Consider the following 20,069-nt stretch of genomic DNA (forward strand, 5'->3'; position numbering starts at 1 on the left):
AGCCTCCTCCGCTGTCGGTGGTTCTAGGTAACATCAGGATGGTTGGCGGTCCGATCTGGCGGTCGCGTGTGATTCATCCCCGTGCGAGGTGGACTGAGCAGGCTGACTCCTGAGATTGGGAGTTGATTGCTGCGAGGACCAGGGGTAATTCGGCGCGTTCGTTGAGGAGTGTGTATGAGTCTTCGAGCTACCCACCGGGGGTATGCATACCAGGACCTTGTAACCGGTATCGCGCTCGTCGACCTCATGCTCGGTACGGCGTCCACCGTTACCGTCGACACAAAGGGCTTCGATGATGACCGCTTCGACGACCTCACGATCCTCTCCCGCACTGGTAGGCGCACACGGCTGCAGGTAAAACACACCGCCGATGACCGCGAACTGACGAAGGCCACGTTCTCAGGAGACCGTCGCAGCCTGCGGCTCGATCGAGTCTTCACCTCAGCGCTCAAGGACCTCGCTGACCATCCCCAAACTACTTACAGAATCGTCGTTCGAGACGGGCGCCCAGACGGCGACCTTGCGAAGGTGCTCCGCCCTATCACAGACGCAAAGGATCCGGGCGACCCCTTCCCTGGCTTTACTACGACCAGATACAGGTTCGACCCGCAACACCTTCGCGAGAGCACCCCATGGTGCAGGCTCGTCGCCGACCTGTCAAACGCTGAGCTTCGTACCGTATGCTCGCATCTCACCGTCGACACTGCAGCTCCCGACTCCAGTCAGGAGCTCTATGCTGCAGGGCCAGCAGAACTAGTGCTGCTGCGCCGAGCTACAGAGGAACTTGGTGCGGGCCGACCGCCGAATACCCACAGATCGCCCGAAGACGTTGCTCAGGCTCTCATCATCGCCGCGACCGCCTCACGCTCACGCGACGGCAACGTTACAAAAGAAGTCCTGGCGCCTCGACTTGGACTTGATACGGACTTCGGAGCAGTTCGAGAAGGGCACCCCGTAGAACCAGCCGTCGCCATCGAACGACCAGACGCCATCATGGCCATCGGAGAGGCTATAAGCCAGGCCGCCACCACAGGAGGACGCGTCGTCATCGCAGGTGGGCCCGGAGTCGGCAAGTCCTGGCTCTGCGAACAGTTGGCCGATGCCTACCGCTCCCGCGACTGGATCGTCGCTCGTCACCACTGCTGGCTCGGTGCGTCCGACACTGACCGCGACGCACGGGTCCTATCCGAGGTCGTTCTCGGCAGCCTTCTCCATCAGCTCGAAGAAACGGTCCCCCAAGCGACCATAGACCTCAGGCCAAGGTATGCGGCAACCATCCAGTCGCTGGCCACAGCGTTGAAAGTCTGCCGCAACGAACAACCGGACCGCAACGTGCTCTTGATCGTCGATGGCCTCGACCACGTTGACCGAGTCAAGGGCCGGCAAATGTCGGGAATTATCCCCCGACATGACCCATCACGCCTACTTATTGATCAACTTGCAGCCATCGCCCTGCCGGCAGGTGTCTGCATGCTGATCGCGAGCCAGCCTGGGGAGCACCTGGATCACGCCCACCCAGTAACCGGGCAACCCCTGCCCGTCTCACCCATGTCCTGGGAAGAGATCCACGCGCTCGCCGGAAAGCACCGGCTGTTCGACGGCTTCGAAACTGAAGGGCGACCCGCTGACTCCGACATCCGAGACGACATCGTCAAGCTGTTGTTCGACCGCTCAGCGGGTAACCCGCTCTACGCCACCTATCTCTGCCGCGACGCGACCCGCATCTCATCGCTCGACGACACGTCAGGGCAACCTTGGACGAGTGTCGAGATCATCGACCGCCTCCGACAGATACCGGATACCGCCACCGACCTCGACGCCTACTACGCGCACCTCGTCGCCGGGATGACCGAGACACAGCAGCTCGCAGTTGGCGTCCTGGCAGTCTGCGACTTCGCCCTGACTATAGAAGAGCTTGGCCAAGTCGTACCCCCAGTGCAGCCCTTCCTTGCCAAAGCGCTCGCAACGCTTGGGCCAGTCCTGCACTCACAACCCGGACTCGGTGGTCTGAAGGTCCACCATGAAAGCTTCAGCCGCTACGTGCTCCGCGATCACACCAAAGAGTGGATCACATCAATCCGCAGCAGCGCCACAGAGTGGCTCTCCGCACGCGGCTTCTTCACCGACTCGCGGGCCTTCCGTCACCTACCGGGACTGCTCGTCAGTCTCGGACGATTCGACGAACTCAAGAACCTCTTCTCCTCAAAGTTCGTAACCGCGGCAATTCAAGCTCTCCAACCACCGGGAGCCCTCTTGAGCGCGCTGGAAGTATTCGCCCATGAGAGCGCACGGCGGCGTGACTGGCCTTCGCTGATCGCCTGCGTGGAACTGCGCAGGGCCGTCGACAAATACGAGACTGAATCGCTCCCGGACACCCTCATCAGGTACGCAGATGTTGTCGTTTCAATCCTGGGTGCCGAGGTAGTCACCGAGCGCCTGCTCTATGAAGGAAGGACGACCTTCCCGACCAGATGGGGACTTCAGCTCTGCGCAGCAGTCGATCGTGCAGGCGAATCAGCCCCGTGGCATGCCTACCTCGCCGAATGGAAACGCCAGGGCGACCGCGAACGAGTTCAGTACGGAGCCGACCAAGACGCAGCCCTACACCTCGCCATCCAGCTCGGCCACCTACGCCTGCGAAGCCAGCGCGGAACCGTAGCTCCGGATGTCGCGCAACGAGTTGCTGAGAACCTTGAGCAAGATCACACAGCAGACTTGGCGAGCCTGGTCGAAGTCTTCGTCATGGGGCTTGAGCCCGGGGATGTACTAGATGCGGCCAACGCCATGAGCGACACCAGCAAGGCAGCAAGGGTGCTGGTCGCCTTGGCCGATCTAGTGTCAAGAGGCGTAGCCGGATTGCCACCGGCCGGCGCGCTCGTCGGGATGGCGCAGGAGTGGGCGCCAGCTGCGGATCCAAGCGCTTATCTCAAGTACGGGATCGCGCCTGAGGAGGTGCTCCGCGGACTCGCGATCGGTGACCTCATGACCGAACTTGACGGAGTGACTCGGAGCCTGCTTGAGGGAAACTCCGCGGACGCGAAGCTCGTCGACCACTGGCTGCACCTGCTCCGCCTCACACACGCACTCGATCCGTCAATGCTCATGACCCTTCAGGGCACGCTCGCTGGAGCAGGGTTTTACCGCGCATGGCTTCGATTCGCGGTAGCGACAGTAGGACTCGCTGACGATGTGGCACGGGGTGTCTCCACGAAACCGGAAGCATCCACCGCAGCTCGAGCAGCCCTGGAGGCGCTGGCTGGCGAAGCGACACCGTTCACCGGCACACCTCGCGCCTGTGACCTCTGGTCAATTCACGCTCTCATCCACGATGTGATCGAGCGAGCGCTGGTGGTCGTGGAGCATGTCGATCTTGATGCGATCCTCGATTCCCTCATCGCCATCGGTGACGGCACAACAACCTCGCTGATGGGCATGGCCGGAACTGGGCCGCTCGTACTCAACGACATGCTTGCAATCCTGATCCGAGTTTCCCCCCACGTTGGCCAGGTAGCCATCCACTCGCTAGCGGAAACAATCCGAGAACGCCGTACGGATGCGTCCGCCATGTACTCGGAGACTGCAGACTTCGAGCTCAGCATCGCGCGAATATGCGTCGCCGCCGGCGACATCGAACAAGCCGAGGACTGCTGGGCCACCGCATCGCTGTACCTCGGAGCTTACGGAGGACACAAGGATCCAACCATCGGCGAACTGATTGACAGCATTGACGATCTGGCATCAGCCGATATCGATGCCGCACTCAGCTCGCTTGTAAAGGTGCGTGACTTGGCCTATCTGGTTCGACAACACACCGACGGTCGAGACACATCGCACTTCCCTCAATCCTGGTGGAACGCCGTCGCACGAGTCGATCCAGCTGCCGCTGCGCGTGATGCGGCAAACCTTCTGCTGACCGAACCAGGATTCGAGGACGCCAGAGCCCACGCAGCACACGAAACGCTCCTGACGACGCAGGTCCACGCCGCTGACCCAATCGTCCTCGCCGCATTGCGACTGACGGTTTCGCAATCGTGGCGGAGACCCGATACTGACCTGGCGATCCTCAATCGGCTCGCGGAAGAGACGGACCCTAGCCCGGCGACCAAAGCGGCCGTCGCCGCGGTCGCCAACAATGTTGCCGCCTCATATGATGATCAACCACTCATGCACACAAGTGACATGAGCAAAGCTGCCGCTACCCGCGACTTGATAGGTGCCGTTCAGCGCCTCGGCGGCGGCACCTTTGACGTACGGACAGTTCGACCAAGAGAATCGAGGAAATCATCGTTCGATGGCCCTCACGTTCGGACCGATGCGGCACTGAAGCGAATCGAGGCGAGGATTCGGCCCGAACTCCCGAGCGGCGCGAATGGAGCCGTCGTTGCGGCTCGCGAATACGCCCGCAAGGACTACAGCGACGACTCCACTGCTCCGAGGTGGAACCTCGAGGCATTGACCAACGCAATCGGGTGGAGGCTCATGGAAGTCACTCTAGACGAGGGTGAACAGGCCGGGAGGCAGCTGCTGGCGGACGTGGCCAGGGAACTGCCGCTCTACTCCGACGCCGAAGTGCTGGCTATGGTGGCTGACGGCGTTGTTGCGCGGTGCGTAGCTGCATCCGAACCGCTTGCAACCGTCGCCAGTTATGCTTCTGCACTCGCCTTCACTCGGATCCGCGGTAGCGGAGGTTGGCGCACGTTTGCTGGACGCGAGCACAACAGACTATGGCAGACGGCGATGGCCCTGAATCCGTCGGTTGCCGAAGAAGTCCTGGCCAGCGCCATAGCAGATATTGCCGCCGGTCCGGCCTACCGCACCTACGGAGTCACCGAGTCCGTGATAGCCGCCTTCGCTACGCAACCAACATCCGGGCCTGGCGGAACCGCGATCGAATGCTGGAACGCCGCGTTCGCCATCCTCGATTACCGACTCCCTGGAGAAGTACAGCAGGACAACCACCGATACACGCCCACGACCAGCCCGGATCATCAGGATCTGATCAATGGCGCACTAGCGACGCTCGCAGTATCAACCATCGCTCAGCCGGACCGCTCTGGTATCAGGCGAGCACTCCTGGCAACGTCCTTGCTGATCATCAGTCGGCCGAAACTAGCGGAATCGGCACTGCTGGCGGCTTTGAACGGGCAACTGGATCCCGGCCGGCTCATCTGGCTGCTCGAAACCGCACGGGGCTTCATGCCGGACTCCGCGCTAACTCCACCGATGGGGCACGCGTTGACCGAATTGGCCCGATGCGACTTGCTCGCAGTCCGTGTACTCGCAGCCGATATCCTCGAGGCCCACGGGCTAGAGGCACCGAATCCACCTGCAACGGCACCCGATATCGAACTTCGTCTCGCTGTAAGTACTTTCCTTGGAGGGCCAGAATGACCAGCGAGGAGAACGAACACGCCGACGAACTGGTCGGCATTTTCCTCGAAGATCGCCTGGAGAGAGCAGGCAATCCACCCGGTCTCCGGGACACCGTAGTCAAACGTGTCGCCGCCCAGACCGAAGCGATCGCGCAGAGGTGGCGAGCCCAAGTCGACCACCTCTCAACACCAAGCAGCCGCACTCTTCCCGATGCCTACCTCGCTGATGAAGAAGCAACCGAAGGCGCGCTTCAAGAAGCCGCCGCTGGTATCCGATCGGCGATGGCCATCGGGGGAGTGATTGTAGAACCACGGCACTTCGAACGACGCCTCGCAAGATCGTTGTCTCCCACCTCGACCTGGGGACTACGAACCGAAGCATCCCGCTACCCGCGTCCGAACACGAGACCGAGGGTCCTGAAGTGGTCACTGGCCCCCGCACCATGGGCAGACGACAAGGACGCCGCCTGGCCACCAACATGTGTGTTGGAGGCCAGCACTATCAGGCAGCTCGAAGGAGCAGAGGCCCGGCCGGTACGGGTATTGGAATCTCCCTACAAGGACTGGATTCAGATTGCCCTTGTCGAGCGCCAAGCCTCGCTGCCATCCGAACATCCGAAACGGCCGAGCAGGCAAATCTTCATCGCTACGGGCCTTGAAGCCTGCGAAGACCCACCGCCCGCTAACTCACTCCCGCTCTCACAATCGCCCCCAAGTCTTTGGGCCCATCCCTACGATGAGCTGTTCCCGCAGCTCGACAGGACTCGCGCGACCACAAGCTTGAGGCAAGGGCAGCTACCACTCGCCGCGATTGCAAGGTTCGACAATGAACCCGGAAGCCCAGACACTGATCGGGGCCCCGGCCTCCACGACTTCGTCCTGACTCCTCGCATTGAAGTGGCCGTATTGCTCGACCTGCGTCCGGTACCTGGTTCTCTCAGCCTCCAAATGGCCGATGCGGAAGGCCAAGGAATGGTGTGTCGAAACTGGCGAAGCTTCCCTATCCATGATGGAGGATATGGAGTACTTCGGCCTGCTGTTACAGGCTCGGATCTGCTCTTGAGGCCTGATCTATTCGCGAAACTCGAAACTGTCATCGGAATGGGCCGTATCGCCATCGGGCTGGCAGTTAGCTGTGCCCCGCGACCAGGACCATCGTCCCTGCCGCGGTCGGACGATCAGGACTTGCCACAATGAGTAACCGGTTCTTGTTGTGATGCGTCGCTTTTCTAGAGACTGCGGACGAGCGTCAAGGGGGTACCATCTGGTATGGCGTTGAGATCCATTTAGTCGCAGCTGAAGTAGATTGGAACTGGTTTGAGCAGGGCTGGGCAAGCAAACGAGGTCGGCAGTGTCTTCCGCTGTGCCGTCGCCACCCATTTGGCAGTGCATGGACTCCGAGGTCGACCCGTTTCCGGCCTCGATCTTCCGGAGAACATCCACCCTGTCCGGCTCGACTTCGAGACGTCCGACCCAACCGACGATATCCGAGTTACGTTCTCAGACGGGCGCCGCGCCTTCATCTCAGCCAAACGTAGAATCAGTATTGGAAGGCCACTTGTCGAGACGGTCGCAGGGTGGGTCGCCCAGACTGCGACACTGAGGACCGACGACCTCCTGGTTCTTGCAGGAGAGGACCTCACCGGCCGCGCCAAGAACTTGGACCGCGTATTGCGACGCCATACAGCAGCGCTAGCGATGGAGACGCGGGCTGAACAGGACGCCTTCAAACTACTCGAAGCGCAGATCCCTGAAGCGGCCCGTAAGTGTGTGCTGAAGCGAGCGCGAGTGCTGCATCTGCCGCACACATCCGGGAGGGGAATCGCGAGTGACCTCCTGGCAGCGCTCATGGACCACGTCGTAGCCAACGATCAGGGCCTGCAGGCAGTACGTGTGCTCGCCGACTTCTTTCACCGCCAGGCCGGAGAGGCCTTGGGCAGCAGTATCGATGATTGGATAGACGAGTTGCACCGGACCGGTCTTTCCGTGATCGCGAAGCACGGCGGCCCAGCTGGGATGCACGCTGCAGCGAGAGCGAACGCCGTCGGTGCCTATCGCGACCATCTGCGAGCCGACGCCGGTCGAATCGACCTGTCCTTGCTCGCAGAAGACTTGCCGCCGATCGTCGACGACAACCTCGTTGACGGCTTGCGGATCAGCGGTGAGTACGAACGACTACCTGATCACCTCCTACCATGCCTGCGGCGTTGGCGACGGATGCTTCTCGTCGGCCAACCAGGTTCCGGCAAATCGGTGGCTCTGCGAGAAATCGCAGCACACTGCGTGGACCATCCCCATGCGCCCATCCCGATCCGGGTTTCACTGCCACGCCTGATGGAACAGGTGCCCGAGATTTGGTCCATTGCCAAGATCATCGACACTGTCGCCGCCAATGCTGTCACCGCCGACCAGCGCACTGCACTCGCTGCATTTCTGTTGAACGAGGTAGGTCACGGCCGAGCCCTGTTGCTCTGCGACGGACTCGATGAATGCGGTGCACGGGCCTCATGGGCTGCCCAGCAACTGAGCGATGTCCTCAACGAGATACACCCAAAAACCGGATTCGTGCTCGCGACGCGGGCAAGTGCTCAAACCGCCGCCGCGCGACTGGGTCTGCCTACAGTCGAACTGGAACCGCCCGAATTCCTCTACGCAACGGTGTGCCGCGTCCTGGGCGCCTGCGCCGAGACACGCATCCCCGAATCCGAACGGAAGCAATGGCTCCAGACCCGCCGCTCCTGGATCAGAGACGCCAGAGTCGAACACAGTGAGCTGCTCAAGGTGCCCCTCCTTGCCATCCTGCTGGCGCTGGTTTGCGCCAGCGCCGCAGACGATGACCTGCCCAAGGGACGTGCCGCGCTGCTTCACCGTGCCGTCAGGGAATCCGTCAACCGATGGGAGCTGGATCTGCGGAAGCTAGCCCCGCCGCGTCAGTGGTCGGCGGAGCTCAGCGCCGACATGCTATTGGACGGCTATATTGTCCTCGGACGGATTCTCGACAGGGGAGTGAATGCTTCTCAAAGGGACGTTCTTGACGCCCTGATCACGATGCTGCGCGATCCCGGTCAGTGGGCGATGCCGCCAGCAAGAGCTCGCGAGGCCGCGAGTGGGGTGCTTCGCTTCTGGGACGAACACGTCGCCGTGTTCGTGGCGAACGGTGCTGGAGTCCTCACCGCTCGAAGCAAAGTGTTCGCCGAAATCGCTACTGCAATGTGGACGACCACGTGCTCATGGGAGGAGCTGACCGCATGGCTGATTGAGGCCCTTGCTTACACCGATTCTGATGGTGCCATCGCGTTGGCCAGCGGCCTCAATCCCAGAATCATGGACGCCCTGCTTGATGCCGGCGCGCGAGGGAACCGAGACGCCACGCTCATGGTTGCAGAACTCGCCACCCGAGATCTAGGCACGCTCAGCCCGACCGCCGTGGCGCGAATCCTCGAGCAACTCGCCGACGGTGTGCACGCCTCGCTGCAAGGAGAACTGCCCCGTGAACGATGGCCGCGAGAGCCCTCGGATGATTTCCCGATGTTCGAGGACCGCACACGTGGCCCTGGACCGTGGCCGTTCGTCCAAGCCGCCTGCATGCTGCCGGTGTGCATCGACCACCGCGGCAGACGTAACGAAGCGCTGGCAGCCGCCCGGCTTGGCCGTGAGGAGAGTCAGATCGCAGCAGCACTCTGCGAACTCACCGACGCCAGCGCTGACGCACGCCTCCTGACCGAGCAAGGCACAGCCCTTGTCAGCTCGGTGCTGGAGCAGCCGGTTCCAGCGGACGTCCCCCACCTATCTGAAGAAGGCCAAATACGAATCCCATTGGCGAACGCGCCGATTCCCGACGGGCTCGCGGAAGTCGCACTGGCGGCCGCAGCACGCCTCGGCGAACTCGCCGACGGCGTAGGAGAACGAGTGAAGCAGATCGCCGTCGACGCCCCAAGGCATATCGCCAACCGTCTCAACATCACCCTTGCCCGTGCTGGCATCGAGATCCTCCCGTGGTACGCGAAGCTGGCCTCCATGGAGGGGGAAACGACCACCATCAGACGCGCTGAAGAGATGCTCCTGGCCGACCTCGCCTCCCTGGCCGAACCTGACACGAACCAAGATGCCGGGGACCTGTGGTCACTTTCCGAGGTATGCGATCTTGCCCAGGCCACCGAACTCGCCGCCACCGGCATTCATGCCGTCGATCGAGCATTCGTCCACGACTCCGCACAGCTCCGTCACGCCTGGCTTGCTGCCATAGCCGACGCCTACGGGATTGACAAGGCAACCGTCGCAGCACAAGCACGGCACCTGCAACGCACGGACTTGGCAGCTGATCAGCAGTGTAGCTCGAGCGACGATTGGTATGTCGTGTTCGTGGAATCCCAAGAGCCGCCCTCACCGCAGGCCAACATGGACGATGCACTTTCTGCCAGGCAGAAGCAACTACTCCTGGCCTGTCTTGAAGCCGACTCCTCGTGGATGGCTTGGGCAGCAGCCAACGTGCTCAGCGACCTTCGGAACGCACCGTGGAATCCGCAACAATTCATGGCCAAGGACATGTCGGACTGGTCACGGGCACGAGCGGGACTGCTGTATGCCGTCGCGATCCTCTCAGCTGGAGCCGATGCCGAATCAGTACTCAGGCAAGCGGTCGCCTCCGAGATCGCAGATCACCGCTACGCGGCATGGATCGCGGTTGCCTCGGCGCCGCAACTCGACCCCAGCAGCGAGGTGGCCAATGCCGTACGCCGCGATCCTGATCTTTCGGCCCGACCGGGAGATGCTTGGGCCGAAGATCCGCAGCCAGCGTATTGGTCGTGCAGGAAATGCAGGTTCCACAACGAAATTCGCGATTTTCGTTGCCGGGCTTGCGATCACGCCACGCGACAGGGCGAACGGGCGCATGCCAGCAGACGGCGAAGACACCGGGACCGCACCAAAGAATGAGCGCGCGACAGGCTGAGGAGCTCTCCGCAGCGCGATCCTGAATGGCTCGGACCTGTTGACCGGATCGACGGGGTTTGGCATCGAGCGTCACTTCAGACTCTCGGGTGTTGCTGGAGCTTACCGTCTCTCGGACTCCCAGTTGCGCTCTGGAGTTGACGTGGAACTGAGTTGGCGTGCGGCCGTAGCAGCGTCGTTGCCCAGTTCAGGATCGTGCGCCATCGAAGCGAGGAGCCGCATGGTGGCTTGATTGCCAACCTTGGAGAGCAGTTGGATGTACCTGCGGAGGTGGTCGAGTTGTTCCGGCCATCGTGTCAGGTGGAGATGCCGGTCTGATTGGGTGATGCCGTGTTCAAGGACGGTGCGGACCTGTTCGGGGAAGTGCATCAGCAGTTTGCGGAGTACGCCTTTAACCGGAGATCGGAACGTATGGCTGATCCAGAAGAGGGGTTCGGCTGCAACCTCGTGCAGTTCGTGTATCAGTCGCTGCCACAGTGGTCGGCATTGCTCGGTGACTTCTCTATTGGTAAGGCTGGGATGGTGGAGATACCAGAGGACCTGGCCATAACAGCTCCATGCTTCGGCCAGCGAACCGCTGAGATGGGTGAGTGGGGGCAGTGGGCTCATGTGGCTGGCGAGTCCGAGCACGCTGATGACGTACGCTGCGACATCATCCTGGGGCTGCATTGTATCTTTTGCGAGGGATGCCGCCCACAATCTGAACGCTGGGATTGCGATGGGGTCGTTGGCGTCAAGGAGCACCTCAAGGATCACGTCCTTCCAGACCAGTGCCTCGGTGCATCGTCCTGCGAGGGCTGCCAGCCGGTTGATCTGGTCAGGTTCGAGTGCGTCTATAGCCTCGACAAACGGAGGACCGATGACGGGTTCGAACTGAGAGACGAAGATGTGATATGCCTGCGCGAAGGTGTCGTTGCTGTCGGGTGATGAGAGTAGTTGCCTGATGTCATCGGCAATGTCTTGCGGGCTGTGCGGTGAATCGACGAGGCCATAGGCATGCAAGCACTCGATGAGTGCGTCATTCAGGAACAGATGGCCAGGTTGAAGGCATTCAAGGAACTCCTCCAACGCACGCCGTTCGTCCGCCTGGGCAGTGAGTCGTACGAACATCAACATGTCGAATATCGCGAGTTGGAGATGGTAGGCGCCACTGTCCCACGCGCAGCGGGCGACGGTGAGCGCTAGCTCGGCGGCTTCGGGAAGGCTGGTGCGGCTCACGAGCAAGCACGCCAAGGCTATACGGCTGTACCGGTTCGGCTCGAGTCCATGGGTCAGCTGCTCGAATTGCTGTAGTGTCACGGCCGAGTGAAACCGATTGAATGTGAGGCGGCAGGCCTCCAGGATCAGGCCGGTCGGCAGTCGTTCCGATCCTGAGCGGCTAAGTCCTGCCAGGGCATAGCCGATATGGTTCGCCAGGGTGACCCTGGCAGGCGCCGAGTTGGCGACGGTCGCCGAAGCGAACGCGGTGTCGGTTGCGTCAAGAAGCTGAAGACACTCCCTGAACAGGATGCCGTCGTGCAACCCTTCGCCGATCGCGGCGAAGATTGCATGGTCGTAAGCGCTCCAAGCGAAGCTTGGGCTGATTTCGACTTGATATTCCTGCTGGAAGTGAAGTGACGCTGCCTCGAAGATGCTGGCCGTTCTTTGGAGCAAGCGTCGAGCTTCTCGGTCCATGACCTGCTCGGCCGGCGTCCCCAGCCTGCCTCGCAGCGCATCGGAGAACGCGCTCGATTGTGGGATCGCCGTCATGATCGCCTGTATGGTCTTGAAGTCGGAGGCCAATGCAAGTGCGAACTTGACGAGGTCTGCATGATCGGGAGAGCTCAGGTCACTGACCATTGCGGTGGTATCGGTGCCGTGGTCAAGGAGAAGCGCCTCAGCTGCGAGCAGCCGCTGATACTGCTCGTGGGTAAAGGCAACATGCTGGCCTTGGACCTGGATGAGCCCAGATGCCAAAACGTCATCGAAGCTGTCGGCTCCTGCGCTTGCGGCGCAGCGTTCGGCCTCGCCGAGTGTGATCGCGCCGCGCAGTTGCTGGTCCATGGTACGAGCCCAGCTTCGAAGGACGGCTCGAACCGTAGTTGGCCGGTTCGTACCTGACGCCCGCTCCCGGATGTAGGCATCCAGCAGAGTACCGGTGCCGGCTCGAGGTGGGAGATCGCCAAGGAGCTTGGCGGCGAGGGCGAGCTCGAGCGGCTGTTCGAACGGTGCAAATGCAGGATCGGAGGGATCCGCTCCGTTGGCTTCGATGATGCGGTTACGTTGTTCCGGGGAGGGTGACTTCATCAACCAGGTGGTTCCGCCCAGGGGTTCGGGCGCGTCGGGTTGTGCCTGGCCTGTGGTGATCACGGTGATGGGTTCACGGAGACACATGGCGTTGAGTTCGTGGAGCAGGCGCGTCTGCAGATCTGCAGGGCACTCGTTGATGCCGTCGACGAGCAGCGCCACAGATCGCTGCCAGGCCTTTGCCCCCTGAATGAGGGCTTGCGCATCACGTGCGGAATAGGTGGCGACGGCCTCGTCGAGGAGGGCCCGGAGGCCGCCAGGTCCGTACAGGCGGGCCGAGATCCAGACGGGGAGCCAACCGGTCTGCGCCAGCTGTGAAGCAATTTGTACCAATGCGATGGTCTTTCCTGACCCAGACGGTCCAACAATATGAATGTGGTGCTGGGCTTTCAGGTGCACGGTGAGAGCATCCGTAGCGAGCTCCGCACCGGAAGAAGCTTTGATACTCACGGGCACTGCCGCAGACAGGTCCGGGGAGCGGTGGGAGAGGAATCGCTGCACGAACTCGTCCAGACCCGTGTCGGCAAGGGAGCGGGGGGTCAGCCCGAGACGAGCGGCGAGCGTCGACCGGTCCACTTGGGCTCCGACCGGAGCGTAGCTGCTTGCCAGGTCGAGCATGCGGTCGAAGTATCGACTTGCTGCGTCCAGGTTGCCGTCGGTGATCTGATTGCTCAGCCACGTGACGGCACCAGCGCGGTCGGCGTCTCGCCCGTCATCGAGTCGCAGTTCGACTATGTAGAGGGCTGAGAGCAGACGCCATGTCAGGTCGTCGATCGCACCCTCTTGCTGCGAGGCGGTTGCGACCATTTTGTCGAGCTGCTGCAGGCGCCTTTGCAGCGACTTAGAGCGTCTGCTGGCGACGTGGTCTCGGAACTCCTGAGCGTTGGGCTGACTTCGCGCACAACCGGTGAGTTCAGCGAGATCATGTGCAAGCCCGGCGGGCCCCTCCATCGCGAGTGCCAGGCGCCAATGGCCTGTACCCAGGTCCTCACGATGCCGTTCGATCTCGGCAAGGAAGGATCGGAAGAGCCTAACCGAGTCCTCGTCGCCCAGCTTGAGCGTTGGCCGTCGCCGCATCGCAATATTGAGTTCCCGTTCGAAGCCGGTCGTGTTTGAACCGCGAATACGGAAGTCATCGACGTGAGTCGCCGGCGCCTGGAAGGTCACCTCGACCGACGCCACGTCAGCGCCGAGAGCGGGCAAGGGGACACCCGTCAGCAAGTGGGTGAGCAGGACAGCACCATATCGATGCTCGAGCACGGTGCCTCCACCGCCGGAAGCATAGGGGTGTCCTGGGGTGGGCTGTTCCTCCACAGAGACAGTCTCGCATCTGGCCTCTGTCGGGCACAGGTGGAGGAGCCTTCCAGATGTTCTGGAGGCGGAGCATTCGCCGTGTCCAGGCACAGGCTCACTTGGACTGAGGCAGGGCTCCTCGTCGCGGCCGTGATGCCCACGGCCAACTTTGTTCCAAACCGTCTCGGCGGGAAGGAAGTTGAGAAGGTGCGCCCGGTGAGATTCAGCTTGACTCTCACTCTTCAGTGATGGCATCGTTCAGCGCCATCTCAGTTTCAAATATATATTGACAACAAGGCATTCTAAAGAACCTCGAGCCGCGGATCGTATCGGCATAGCGTCGAGCCCGGTGCCGATCGCGACGAAGTCCCGAGTTCCTACCTGAACGGTTGGGCGCTCGAAACCTTCGAGCTGACGGAGACCCAGTGGCCGGAGCTTGCGGGTGCCAACCTTGCCCGGCGCGCTGGCATGCGAACTGCGGTGCTTGTGAATTGTGAATACACTGTCGACTGCGGCCGTTTTGCTGGACGGAGAAGACGAGGTGCGCCGACGTGGCCACGCGAGGGAAATGGAATGGTGGGGCGGAGTCTGGTATGAGGGTTGGGAGGCCGGGTGTTCCTGCAACGAGCAGTGATTCGGGGGTTTCGTGCGTCTTCGACGGAGGATCTTGAATGCGAGTTTCCGGGCCGCTTTTCGGTTCTGGTAGGAGCGAATAACGCCGGTAAGAGCACTGTCACCGATGCCCTGTATCTGGCGCATCGGGACCGGTTCCCGAGGCTTGGGGCGCCCTCGGTGGCGACGTTGGGACCGCACCGGCCGCGCGAGATCGCTGTGTCGTTCGCATTCACCGCTGAGCTGAGTGGCGAGGGACCTATTGGAGCCATGCTGCGGGCACAGGCGATGCCTGCGCCAAGCTGGTCTCGCGGACTCGAGCGCAACCTCGGTAGCGTACGCGCCGCTGCGCCCGAGATGGTGCCGGATGCCTACGATAAGCTGCGGCTGATCTACCTTCCGGCGTATCGCAATCCGCTCGATGAGCTTGCGCGTCGAGAGGCGCAGGTGCTCATCGAGATGCTGCGGGCCGAACAGCAGCGGCAACACGGTCATCGCAACCTATCCGATGTGCGTGCGAGAGCCCAGCGACTCCTTGAGGATCTGACGCGCACCGGGCTGATCGAAGCGGTCGAGCATCGCATCCGCGAGCATTTGACCGCGCTGTCGTCCGGCGTCAGCGGACATTATGCGTTCGTTGGCGGCCAAGCCGTTGACGACGCTTATCTGGCGCGAGTGCTGGAGCTGCTTTTGGGAGCCGTTGACGAGCGGGCCTCCGCGCAGCGGCTCGAGGTCTCCGGGTTGGGCTATGTCAACCTGCTGCATATCGCTGTAACGCTTGCCGGGATACCGAACTTGCGGGCTTCGGCAGCCGACACAGGCGAGAACGCGCACGCTCGGGAGGGGCGAAGCGACGATGCGAGCAGTACGGCAGAGGAGTCGGCTTCGCAGTCGGACCGTGAACCGACTGAGGAAGAACTCGACGCGCAGCGCGAGGTTGAAGCCGAATCGAACGAGGATGCGTTCTTTCCCGACCAGTTCCATGTCACCTTGGTCATCGAGGAACCCGAAGCGCACCTGCACCCCCAGCTGCAACACGGTCTGACGCGTTACCTGCGCAAGCTGACTGCAGACCGGCCGGAGCTGCAGACGATCATCAGTACCCACTCCGGAGACGTCATCGCCGCATGCAGACCGGAGGAGCTTGTAGTGCTCCGGCGGCTCGGCGGCGGTCGGCGGACCTCACGCGTGCTGGCCAATATCCCGATGCATGACCGGGATCGGACCCTCCACATGGCTCGCATGCACCTCGACGTGACCAGGTCGGCCGCCCTCTTTGCTGAGCGCATGGTCATCACCGAAGGCGTCACGGACGCGTTGCTGCTGCGCCAATTCGGGCGTGCTTGGGCGGGCGCCGAATCGCGTCGTCGTCAGTTCATCGAAGCGCTGACTATCGTGGTGATGGGGTGGAAGGTCGGCCGCTGGCCAGTCGACCTGCTGGCGACCCGCGGGCATGAGATCGCTACCCGAATCGCAGTCTTCAGAGATACCGACAACCGGACGGGAGCGCCGGCTGCGCCTCCTTCGTGGCTCGCCGACTTCGATGATGCCGTCGTCAGGGGCTTCTACAATGACCCGACACTGGAGCCGGCGATCACGCAAGGCAACGAGGAAGCCGTCACCATCGCGCTCGAAGAGACCGGGATCGGGCGTCCTGCCCAGTGCACGGCGAAGGCCGTCGACGGCCTCTTTACTGGAGCCTCCAACAGCAAGAAGGCCATGTTCGCCCACGCCCTGGCCGCTGAATTGGAGCAGCGAATGGCGAACGACAGTCCGGTGATGGTGCCAAATCATATGAGCCAAATGTTCGAATTCCTATATGCGGGCCACGACGACGATGACCTCGACACGCTCACGCCTGACATGTGAACAGCGGGCAGCGGCGACGAGCGCCGAAAGGCGTATTTACATCAACGCTGCACCAGGCTCAGGTAAAACGACCGTGGCTGCCGAGCGCTTCGGCGTGCTGCGATGGGAACCAGACGATGATCTGCGCCGGATCCTTGCGCTCAGTTTCACCCGATCTGCCTGCGCAGAGCTGTGCACAAGAATCCGGCAGCGATGGGGCCGGACGGCCCTATCCTGGCCTCATGTGGGGATGACGATCGACGCTCTCCACTGCGAAATACTGACCTACCTGCTGCGAACCGAGGCGGTCTCCTGGCCGGGCGGCCTGACTGAACTGACGGTGCTGGACAACTGGCGCGGCCAGAAGGCCGCGCGGTGGATGGCGGAGAGCATGGGCTACCGCAGGGCCATCACCCTCGATGGAACCGCAGTCGGCACCCGTGGGATTCCGGTCAACCGTGCCGGACACTACGTCGGCAAGAAGGAGGACTTCGAATCGCACCTGCGAGCCGGCCGGTGCGCGCACGAGGACGTCCGCCACCTGGTCCTCGCTTCGCTGAAGAACGCTGAATTGAAGGCGATTATCGCTGAATTCCTCCGTGCAACCACGAAAGCCGTGATTGTCGACGAGGTCTTCGACGCCAACGAGCTCGATCTCGCTCTGGTTTGGCTGGCGGCCGAGGAGGGACTATCGGTCACCGTGATCGGTGATCCCTGGCAGGCACTCTACGACTTCCGCGGCGCCCGACCAGACTTGGTGCCCGGGATGGTCGAGGCCGGAGCCTTCACAACCTACCCGGTCAGCCGCTCATTTCGATTCACGACCGACACGATGCGCACCGTCGCGGAAAAGGCCAGGTCCGGCGCCCCAGTGTCGTTGGCGACGTCGGCCGACATCGCCGAGTGCGACGTCGTCCTCGCGCGCAAATGGAAAGACCTCTGGGACGTCGCCGACTGTGTGCTGCCGCTGTCTTTCGGCCGACTGGCCAACCAAACTGATTATTACGGGTTGCGGTGGCCCCGGGTTCTGGTGAGTTTGGGCCCCAGTTCGGGGGTTGGAACTGGGGCCGTTTCCAGGTTGATTTGGCCCCGCCTGGTGGGCTAGTTGGTGGCGGTTTTCTGGGTCTGGGCGAGTCGGTAGGAGTCGGTGCCGGTCTCGATGATGGTGCCGTTGAAGGTCAGGCGATCGACGATCGCGGCGCAGAGCCTGGGGTCGGTGAACGTTTTCGTCCAGCCGGAGAACGACTCGTTGGAGGCGATGGCGACGCTGTTCTTCTCCTCGCGTTCGGTCAAGACCTGGAAGAGCAGTTCGGCGCCGTACCGGTCGAGTTCCATGTAGCCCAGCTCGTCGATGCAGAGCAGGTCGACCCTGCCGTAGCGGGCGATGGTGCGTCCCAGCTGTTTGTCGTTGGCGGCTTCGGTGAGTTCGTTGACCAGTTTCGCGGCCAGGACGTACTTGACCTTGTATCCGGCCATGACCGCCTCGTGCCCCAGGGAGATCAGCAGGTGCGATTTCCCGGTGCCGGAGTCGCCGATGAGGCAGAGCGGGCTGCCGGTTCGGATCCAGTCGCATTTGGCGAGGGTGGCGACGGTCGCGGCTTCGATGTTCGGATTGGCTTCGTAGTCGAAGTCCTTCACGCCCAAGAACTTCTGGCGGGGGAAGTCCGCGGCCCGCAGGCGGCGTTGGCAGCGGCGACGGTCGCGGTCCTCGCACTCGGCCATCATCAGCTCGGCCAGGTAGCCGCGGTAGGTGAGCTGTTCGCGTTTGGCCGCGTCGGCGGCCGGGGCGAACTGGCTGCGGACGGTCGGCAGTCGCAGCATCTTGGTCGCGACGTCGACCGCGGTCTCGGCGGCGGCTTCAGTCATCCCTCGCGTCGTGGGTTTGTTGGTCATGGTCGCTCTCTCCCTCGTGGTGCGGTGACGGTGGTGTCGGCAGGCGTTTCAGCAGCCAGTCGTAGGCAGCGACCGAGGGTGGGGGCCTGGTGTCGATCGGGAGGCAGGGCCGCTCGCCCCAGGCGGGGCTCGCAGTGTCGGTCTCGCCTGGGCTGTCGTTGTCGGACAGGCCTTGCGCGGCGCGTCGGGCCAGGACCGCGACCGCATCGGAGGTGAGGGCGCCCGATCCGATCGCAGCGGCCAGACCGGCGACGACGTGTTCGTGGGCGAGACTGCGGTGGAGCAGCAGGATGCGGATCAGCTCCCGGGTGCCCGCAGCCTGGCCGTGGGCGCGGCCGGCGAGCTGCCACCATCGGTCGTGGACCGGGGTGAACTTCCCGGCCGCGCGGGCCTGGTCCAGTGCGGTCGCGCCGGGCAGGGCGCCGGGTTTGATCAGCAGCGCCTCAAGGTAGTGGTCGAGCTTGAGTTGCTCCTCGCCGCGCCGCAGCAGCCGCCGGTGCCGGGCGATCTCGGTCCGGCCCTCGAAGACCACCAGGTGCGAGGCATACAGCAGCACGCGGACCTTCCTGCCGATATAGCGGACCGGGACGGAGTACTTGACCTGCCGGACCGTGACCTGGCTGAACCGGTCGACCCGAGGGCAGAACAGGCGCCCGACCTCGAAATCCTCTTCCGGCAGCGGGGCCAGGTGCATCTTCTCGACCTCGAAGTACTGGCCGACCGTCTGCGCTCTGGCACCGATCCGGCGGGTCTCGTCCTCAGCGTCCCACCGCTCGACGGCCGCGTTGAGCTCGTCGAGGTCGGCGACGACCGGGACGGGAACGAAGTGGTTGCGGCGGAACCAGCCGATATCGCCCTCGACACCGCCTTTCTCATGCGCGCCTTCCAAACCGGGACGGCAGTAGAACGCATCGATGCCATAGTGGACGCGAAAGGCCGTCCAGCGGTCGTTCTCGATCCGGGACCGGGACAGGCCCACGACCTGATGAACTGCGGCCCGCAGATTGTCGTAGCGGACCTGACCGGTCGGGACACCGCCGATGGTCTTCAGCGCGTGGACATGGCCCTCGAAGAACGCCTCCTGCCCGCACGAGAGTGAAATCCGGTGGACCGCCTTCCCCGAGAACGACAGCCGGAAGCTGAACAGGAAACACTTCGTGCGCACCCCCGCCAGATCCACCCAGATCTCTCCGAAATCGACCTCCGCGCCGACACCGGGCCGATGGGACTGGCGAATGAACGCCTCCGGCGCACGCGCCCGGGCCTCCTGCTCGAGTTCCTTGCGCCGCTCGGAGACGTACTCGGCCAGCGTCGTATAGGCGACATCCGACATGCCCCACTCGTCCATCAGCCGCTCATGTAGCCGCCGGACCGTATGCCGCTGCTTGGCCGGGGCTTCCAGGTCGGCTTTCAAGATCTCGTCGATCGCACCGGTGAACGGCTCGAGTTTCCGCTTCCGTTTGGGCGGCTTCTTGCGCTCCGGAGGCTCTATGGACTCAAGTGCGTCCCGGATCGTTCGACGATGCACGCCGTATTTCTCAGCGAGCGCCCGGATCGACAGGTCCTGGCTGCGGGCATCACGCCGGATCGCAGCGAACAGTTCCGCCCTCTTCCGCACAGACCGATCGACCACCGACGCCCCCACCCGCCTCGGATACTCAGTCACCGCATGGTCACACGACCACCAGGGTGGGGCCACCCCAATCTGGAACTAGTTTTCAGCCCCGTCCAGTGGGGCCACACGAACCCGGAAGACGGGGCCAACTCAACCCGTAATAACCAACCAAACCGACGCGGCTGTAGCGCTGCTGCTCG

The 20,069-nt window shown here is 62.7% G+C and carries 7 protein-coding genes; 4 read left to right on the plus strand and 3 right to left on the minus strand.

The window, feature by feature from the left end:
* The first annotated feature begins 174 nt into the window (after window positions 1-174).
* Together CUT39_RS00285 and CUT39_RS19935 are read left to right on the plus strand one after the other, a co-directional pair.
* Window positions 175-5,391 (plus strand): NACHT domain-containing protein, encoded by a 5,217-nt coding sequence (locus CUT39_RS00285; RefSeq protein WP_100443950.1) that lies wholly within the window; start codon window positions 175-177, stop codon window positions 5,389-5,391.
* 1,679 nt (window positions 5,392-7,070) lie between these two features.
* Window positions 7,071-10,307: an NACHT domain-containing protein gene (locus tag CUT39_RS19935; RefSeq protein WP_114149472.1), complete on the plus strand. Its 3,237-nt coding sequence runs from the start codon at window positions 7,071-7,073 to the stop codon at window positions 10,305-10,307.
* Window positions 10,308-10,424: 117 nt separating this feature from the next.
* Here CUT39_RS19935 and CUT39_RS00310 read toward each other — a convergent pair whose 3' ends face one another.
* Window positions 10,425-13,868, minus strand: a complete 3,444-nt coding sequence (locus CUT39_RS00310) for an NACHT domain-containing protein (protein ID WP_100443955.1) — start codon at window positions 13,866-13,868, stop codon at window positions 10,425-10,427.
* 645 nt (window positions 13,869-14,513) lie between these two features.
* On the opposite strand from CUT39_RS00310, the gene CUT39_RS00315 reads away from it, so the two are divergent.
* Complete coding sequence (locus CUT39_RS00315; protein ID WP_157930400.1) at window positions 14,514-16,382, plus strand: ATP-dependent nuclease; 1,869 nt, start codon at window positions 14,514-14,516, stop codon at window positions 16,380-16,382.
* The gene (locus CUT39_RS00320; protein ID WP_232805507.1) at window positions 16,351-17,466 is read left to right on the plus strand and encodes a UvrD-helicase domain-containing protein; all 1,116 of its coding nucleotides are present in this window, start codon (window positions 16,351-16,353) and stop codon (window positions 17,464-17,466) included. The genes CUT39_RS00315 and CUT39_RS00320 overlap by 32 nt, the downstream gene beginning before the upstream one ends.
* Here CUT39_RS00320 and istB read toward each other — a convergent pair.
* Together istB and istA are read right to left on the minus strand one after the other, a co-directional pair.
* Window positions 17,463-18,254 carry an IS21-like element helper ATPase IstB gene (gene istB / locus CUT39_RS00325; protein WP_100443958.1) on the minus strand — a complete coding sequence of 264 codons (792 nt, stop codon included), beginning with the start codon at window positions 18,252-18,254 and terminating at the stop codon, window positions 17,463-17,465. The two genes, CUT39_RS00320 and istB, sit on opposite strands and share 4 nt — an antisense overlap.
* Window positions 18,220-19,872 (minus strand): IS21 family transposase, encoded by a 1,653-nt coding sequence (gene istA, locus CUT39_RS00330; RefSeq protein WP_100443959.1) that lies wholly within the window; start codon window positions 19,870-19,872, stop codon window positions 18,220-18,222. Before istA ends, istB begins: the two co-directional genes overlap by 35 nt.
* Window positions 19,873-20,069 lie beyond the last annotated feature (197 nt).

The sequence above is a fragment of the Glycomyces xiaoerkulensis genome (assembly GCF_002798405.1).
In the GTDB taxonomy this organism is placed as follows: domain Bacteria; phylum Actinomycetota; class Actinomycetes; order Mycobacteriales; family Micromonosporaceae; genus Glycomyces; species Glycomyces xiaoerkulensis.

Coding starts and splice junctions, on each gene's coding strand:
- CUT39_RS00320 (WP_232805507.1), top strand. CDS start 16,351: ATGACCTCGACACGCTCACGCCTGACATGTGAACAGCGGGCAGCGGCG.
- istB (WP_100443958.1), bottom strand. CDS start 18,254: ATGACCAACAAACCCACGACGCGAGGGATGACTGAAGCCGCCGCCGAG.
- CUT39_RS19935 (WP_114149472.1), top strand. CDS start 7,071: ATGGAGACGCGGGCTGAACAGGACGCCTTCAAACTACTCGAAGCGCAG.
- CUT39_RS00285 (WP_100443950.1), top strand. CDS start 175: ATGAGTCTTCGAGCTACCCACCGGGGGTATGCATACCAGGACCTTGTA.